The sequence below is a fragment of the Tomitella cavernea genome, assembly GCF_016599145.1.
Lineage (GTDB): Bacteria > Actinomycetota > Actinomycetes > Mycobacteriales > Mycobacteriaceae > Tomitella > Tomitella cavernae.
This window is the reverse complement of sequence record NZ_JAENKO010000016.1, coordinates 66085-72358: the sequence shown is the minus strand read 5'-3', so window position 1 is coordinate 72358 and position 6274 is coordinate 66085. Positions and strand designations below refer to the sequence as shown.

At 70.9% G+C, this 6274-nt stretch carries 6 protein-coding genes; 4 read left to right on the top strand and 2 right to left on the bottom strand.

Going from position 1 to position 6274, the window contains the following annotated elements:
• The coding region (locus JJ683_RS07935; protein WP_307810757.1) for a DEAD/DEAH box helicase at positions 1-1430 on the bottom strand (1430 nt) is incomplete at its 3' end.
• A 486-nt stretch (positions 1431-1916) separates the two neighbouring features.
• Between JJ683_RS07935 and JJ683_RS07930 the strand changes: the two genes are divergently transcribed.
• Positions 1917-2648: a ferritin-like fold-containing protein gene (locus tag JJ683_RS07930; RefSeq protein WP_200172833.1), complete on the top strand. Its 732-nt coding sequence runs from the start codon at positions 1917-1919 to the stop codon at positions 2646-2648.
• Positions 2649-2756: 108 nt separating this feature from the next.
• On the top strand, positions 2757-2981 hold the full coding sequence (locus JJ683_RS07925; RefSeq protein ID WP_200172831.1) for a DUF3107 domain-containing protein: 225 nt from the start codon (positions 2757-2759) through the stop codon (positions 2979-2981).
• A 64-nt stretch (positions 2982-3045) separates the two neighbouring features.
• Here the strand turns inward: JJ683_RS07925 and fasR are convergent, their stop codons facing one another.
• Entirely contained in the window at positions 3046-3714 is a 669-nt protein-coding gene (gene fasR / locus JJ683_RS07920) for an HTH-type transcriptional activator FasR (RefSeq protein ID WP_200172829.1), read from the bottom strand.
• A 165-nt stretch (positions 3715-3879) separates the two neighbouring features.
• Here fasR and JJ683_RS07915 point away from each other — a divergent pair, with 165 nt between their 5' ends.
• A complete protein-coding gene (locus JJ683_RS07915; protein ID WP_372435265.1) occupies positions 3880-4983 on the top strand; it encodes a DUF3152 domain-containing protein in 1104 nt (367 codons plus the stop codon).
• Positions 4980-6182, top strand: coding sequence for a ThiF family adenylyltransferase (locus JJ683_RS07910; RefSeq protein WP_200172827.1), 1203 nt, complete (start codon positions 4980-4982; stop codon positions 6180-6182). Before JJ683_RS07915 ends, JJ683_RS07910 begins: the two co-directional genes overlap by 4 nt.
• The last annotated feature ends 92 nt before the right edge of the window (positions 6183-6274 follow it).

Genomic DNA, 6274 nt, shown 5'->3' with positions numbered 1-6274 from the left:
TGCGATGCCGCCGCGCTGTCGCCGGCCGGCTGCGCACCGCGCGTGCGGCGCCGTGATGAACGGTTGCGTTGCGCCGCGGCCTTGCCGTCGGCGCGGCGCCGCGTCGCGCCGGAGCCCGACTCGGAGCGTGCGTCGCCGTTGCGGGAACCGCGCGGACTGCCGGAGGTGCGGGTGGCGGGGCCCACCTTACCGGTGACGTCGGTGGGGATGTCGAGGTCGACGAACAGGTGCTCCGAGCTCGAGTAGGTCTCCACCGGCTCCGGGATGTCCAGGCCGAGCGCCTTGTCGATGAGCTGCCAGCGGGGCACATCGTCCCAATCGACGAGGGTCACTGCGATGCCCGTGCGGCCCGCGCGGCCCGTGCGGCCGATGCGGTGCACGTAGGTCTTCTCGTCGTCCGGGCACTGGTAGTTGATGACGTGCGTGACGTCGTCGATATCGATGCCGCGCGCTGCGACGTCGGTGGCGACCAGCACGTCCACCTCGCCGGAGCGGAAGCCCGTGAGTGACTTCTCGCGGGCCACCTGGCCCAGGTCGCCATGCACCGCGCCCACCTTGAACCCGCGCTCGGCCAGCTCGTCGGCGACCTTCTGCGCTGTGCGCTTGGTCCGGGTGAAGATCATCGTCGCACCGCGGCCCCGGGCCTGCAGGATGCGCGTGAGCATCTCCACCTTGTCCAGGGCGTGCGCGCGGAACACGTGCTGGACGGTGCGCTCGTGCACCGCCGACGAGTCCGGCTCCTCCGCGCGGATGTGCGTCGGCTTGGTCAGGAACGTACGCGCCAAGGTGATGATGGGCCCCGGCATCGTCGCAGAGAACAGCATGGTCTGGCGCTGGTCCGGCACCATGCCGAGAATCCGCTCGATATCGGGCAGGAACCCCAGGTCCAGCATCTCGTCGGCCTCGTCGAGCACGAGGACGGAGACCTTGCCCAGGATGAGGCGGCCCTGGTTGGCCAGGTCGAGGAGCCGGCCGGGGGTGCCCACGACCACGTCGACACCGGACTGCAGCGCCGCGATCTGGTCCTCGTACGGGCGGCCGCCGTAGATCGACGTCACGCGTGCACCCAGGTGCACCGCGGCCTCCTGAAGGTCCTTGGTGACCTGCACGCACAGCTCGCGCGTCGGCACGATCACCAAGGCGCGGGGGGCGCCGTCCAAAGGACGCTCGGCGTCGACGGAGATGCGGTGCAGCAGCGGAACGCCGAAGCCGTAGGTCTTTCCCATGCCCGTGCGCGCCTGGCCGATCAGGTCGTCGCCGGCCAGCGCCAGCGGCAGCGTCAGCTCCTGGATCGCGAAGGTGCGCTCGATGCCGGCGTCGGCAAGGCTGCGGACGATCTCGTCGCGGACGCCGAGCTCGGCGAAGGTGGGGGCGGGGGAGTCGGGAGTGTGGTTGAGGGACACCGGGCTGACGTCCGGGCTCGGAGTCACGCCGGTGTCGATGGTCTGCTTGCTCAGGGTATTGCCTTCCGTGCGGTCGTCGCGCGCACGCAGACGGTGGGCTGCTGGGCCGCGGCCCCGCCCACCTGCGGTGGGGGCCTGCGGCCGCCGTGCCCCTGACGCAGCCCGTGCGGGCGGCGTCCGCGGGGCACCGGATCCCAATGCGGGGCAGTCGCCGTCGAACTGGTGACAGACCTGCCGATCGGTGCGCGCACATTGCCGACCCGGCGGTCCGTGGTGGACGCTCCCATTCCAGGCGCTCTGCCTGCTGTGGACACTGCCTGCACGGCCGCGGTGTGCAGGGTTCACGCCGGCTGAGCCCGCAGGGATACCCGCAGTGCACCGACGGAACGCCCGCCGCCTGTCGGCCGCCGGAGATCCGGGCCGCGTCGGCCTTCATGCCGGCGCGGCCCCCATCCTACCGGTCGCAGCCGGTGTGCGGGGGCGCCGGACCGCACCGGCGCTATTGTGCAGTGCATGACGAACCCCGAAACCGTCTCCCCGGACGCCTTTGGTCCGGACTCCGCAGGCTCCGCCTATCCCGCCGGTGCGACGCGGCGGGTGAGCGCAGACCATCCAGGCGTCGACGAGCTGTACGGCCTCCTCGCATACGGGCAGCTTTCGGCTTTCTACCGACTCACGGCCGACGCCGCCGCGATGGCGCCCACCGTGCGCGGCAAGGTGGCGATGGCGGGCCTGGCCGCCACCGACCACGAGCACTTCGAGCTGCTGCGCGGAGCGCTCGCCGACCGTGGACGCGACATCTTCGATGCGATGGCGCCGTACGAGCAGACGATCGAACAGTTCCACGCGTCGACCACGCCCAGCTCGTGGCTCGAATCGCTCGTCAAGGCCTACATCGGCGACGGCCTGGCCTCGGACTTCCACCGCGAGATCGTTGCCGCGCTGCCGGAGGAGATCCGCAGCGTGGTATCGGAGGCGCTCGAGGAGACGGCGCGCTCCGAGTTCGTGGTGGCCGAGGTGCGCGCCGCCATCGACAAGACCCCGCAGGTGCGTTCGCGGCTGGCGCTGTGGGCGCGCAGGCTCCTCGGCGAGGCCGTCACGCAGGCGCAGTACGTGGCCCTGCAGAGCGAGGCACTGAGTGAACTGGTGATCGCGGCCGCCGGCGACATCAACCATCTCGCCGAGCTGTTCGACCGGATCCAGGACAAGCACGCGCAGCGGATGGAATCCCTGGGCCTCGGATAGTGTTCCGGGTGTCGTGGGGCCGCGCCCCACGACACGGCAGAGTGATCCGCTGCACGACGGAGTGATCCGCGGTTCACGACGACTGGGATCGAGACTTGGAGGAAGACCGTGGAGGTCAAGATCGGTGTGTCCGACAACCCGCGTGAACTGGTGATCGCCAGCGCACAGGCCCCGGACGAGGTGGAGAAGCTGGTCTCCGCGGCGCTGTCCGGCGGCGAGGGAGTGCTGAGTCTGGAGGACGAGAAGGGCCGACGGTACGTCGTGCCCGCAGCCCGGATCGCGTACGTCGAGATCGGCATCAAGGACTCGCGTCCCGTCGGCTTCCTCAAGTAGACGGCGGCCGGGCGGCCGCCGTCGAAGGCCCCGCCCGGCGCCGACGGCGTGCGCGGGCCGGCGCTCAGCCCTCGCGGCGCCCCTGCATGGGCACGTGCGCCAGCCCGCCCCAGGCCAGCGCGGCCGTGGTGGACACGGCGTCCTCCTTGGTGATGGGACGGTCGGCCTCGAGCCAGTACCGCGCGCTCACCTGGCTGGCGCCCACCAGGCCCACTGCGAGCATCCGCGCGCGGTACGGGTCCAGCCCGGAATCCTGGCTGACCGTGTCGAACACCGCGTCCACGCACGCGTCGACGCCGTTCTCCACCCGGCTCTGCACCTGCGGATCGCCCATCAAGTCGGATTCGAACACCAGCCGGTACCCCTGGGTGTCGTTGTCGACGAAGTCGAAGAACGCCTCCACCGCGGCGTGCACGCGCTTGCGGTTGTCCGTGGTGGAGCGCAGCGCCTGGCGCACGCCGTGCACCATCTGGTCGATGTGCCTGGCCAGTACGGCCATGTAGAGGTCGAGTTTGCTGGGGAAATGCTGGTAGAGAACCGGCTTGCTCACGCCCGCGGTCTCGGCGATCTCGTCCATCCCCGCCGAGTGGTAGCCGCGGACCACGAAGACCGTGCTGGCCGATTCCATCAGCTGCAGCCGGCGCTCGTTGCGCGGCATGCGGGCGGCCTTCTTCGTGGTCTGACGCGCGGAGTCCGTGGAACCCTCCGGCGCCCCGCGGGCGGTATCAGTCATTGTTCTCCAGGTCATCGGGTTCTTCTAGGAACGAGGGTCGTGCAGGGTCCGCAGGCCGGTACGCGTGAATCGGAGACTCAGACTACTCGGTCGGCGCGGGCGCCCGGCGGTGCGCATCGGCGGTGTACCTCGTGCCCAGGTAGGGGAGTATGAGATTCTGGTGCTGTGACATATCGGGACGACGACGCGCACCGTTCCCGCCGTCCGGCGGCGGACGGCGACGGACGCATAGCCGGGGCCGTGCGCGACCGCGGTCCCGAACCGCACTACACCGACGGCCAGCGAGTGCGCGACTCCGCAGACGCGCAGGGCGGATTCTCGTTTCCGTCGTGGAACCAGCCGCTGCGCGCGCGGTGGGACCCCACCTTCGGCCCGCAGCGCCCGCGCGCCCGGCGCAGCGAGCGCGAGGGGATCAGGCGCCAGACCCGGCTGGGGCGGTTCGTCTCCCAGTACGGGTGGCGTGCCTACGCGATCCCGGTGCTCGTGGTGGTGACGGTGTTCGTCATCATCGAGGCATTCCGCGGCGGCGGCACCTCGGGCGCCGAGTCGCCCAGCCTGGGCGCACGCTCCTCAGATATCAACGGCATCATCGGCGCGCCCGTCGCCGACGGCCGCTTCGACCCGTCGGTGCCCTCGGCGGCGCTGCCCGACGGCGGCCCGTTCACCGAGCGGGGCGCCGGTACTTTCCATATCGTCCCCGGAACCACGGGCCAGGTGGGCCAGGGCACTCAGCACGTGTACACCTACACCGTCGACGTCGAGGACGGCGTCGACACCACCGGCTACGGCGGGGATCAAGCATTCGCCAGCATGGTCGACCACACTCTGGCGAACCCCAAGAGCTGGATCAACGACCCCACCGTCGCGTTCCGGCGTGTCGACTCCCCGGACGCCGACTTCCACGTCGCCTTGACCTCGCAGATGACGGTGCGGCAGAGCTGCGGCTACGACATCCCGGTGGAGACGTCGTGTTTCAACGCCGACCTCAAGCGTGTGGTGCTCAACGAGCCGCGCTGGGTGCGGGGCGCGGTGGCATTCCAGGGGGATATCGGCTCCTACCGGCAGTACATGGTGAACCACGAGATCGGCCACGCCATCGGCTACGCGCAGCACCAGCCGTGCCAGAGCGACGGCGGGCTCGCGCCGATCATGATGCAGCAGACGTTCGGCGTCGCGAACGATGACATCGCCAAGCTCGACCCCGACGGCGTGGTCCCCAAGAACGGTATGACGTGCCACGCCAACCCGTGGCCGTTCCCCCGGTCATGAGCACCTCGTCAGCCGGCGTGGGCCAGCTGCCGCCGCTCGTCGGCGTCGGGCCGGAGCTCAGCGGCCGCGACCGGGCGCGCTTCCACCGGCACACGATCCTTCCGCAGCTGGGCGTGGACGGCCAGCGTCGCCTGCGCAACGCTCGCGTCCTCGTCATAGGCGCGGGCGGACTCGGCGCGCCGACGCTGATGTACCTGACAGCGGCGGGCGTCGGCACCATCGGGATCGTCGACTTCGACGTGGTCGAGGAGTCGAATCTGCACCGCCAGGTCATCCACGGTGAGGCCGATGTGGGCCGCCGGAAGGTGGACAGCGCGCTGGACTCGATGCGCGCCATCGACTCCCGGGTGCGCGTGCGCCTGCACCCCGAGCCGCTGGACAACGGCAATGCGGTGGAACTGTTCGGGCAGTATGACCTGATCCTGGACGGCACCGACAACTTCGCCACCCGCTACCTGGTCAACGACGCCGCGGTGCTCGCGGGCCGCCCGTACGTGTGGGGGTCGATCTTCCGCTTCTCCGGCCAGGTGTCGGTGTTCTGGGACGGTGCGCCGGGCGGTCGCGGGGTGAACTACCGGGACCTCTACCCCGAGCCGCCCGCGCCGGGCACGGTGCCCTCGTGCGCGGAAGGCGGGGTGCTCGGCGTGCTGTGCGCGGCGGTCGGCTCGGTCATGGCCACCGAAGCGGTCAAGCTCATCGCCGGCATCGGCCGGCCTCTGCTGGGCCGGCTGCTGATCTACGATGCGCTCGAGATGAGTCATCGCACCATCGGCATCCGTAAGGATCCGGCCGCGCCCCCGATCACGGGGCTCGTCGACTACGAGCGGCTCTGCGGCGCGCCCGCGGAGCCCGACGTGCCGGAGACCTCCGCGCTTGCGCTCGCTGCGGAACTCGATGCCGTCGCCGAAGGCGGGGACGGGCGTGTGGAGCTGATCGACGTGCGTGAGCCGGATGAATGGGCGATCGCGCGGATCCCGGGTGCCCGGCTGGTGCCGATGGGCGGATTCGCCGCGGGAGCCGAGGATCCGCTGGTGGACGTCCCGGCGGACCGGCGGGTGGTCGTGTATTGCAAGTCCGGCGGCCGTTCGGCGCAGGCGGCGGCGTGGTTGCGTGAGCGCGGCCACCGCGATGTGTGCAGCCTCGCCGGCGGGATCGACGACTGGGCGCGCACCGTCGATACGGGTATGCCCCGGTACTGACGGGCGCTTTCCGCCCGCGCCGCCGGGGCACAGCGTCGCCGGCGTCCGCCGACACGGCCGGGCGACTACCGGCACGGCCGCGCCTGCTCGAC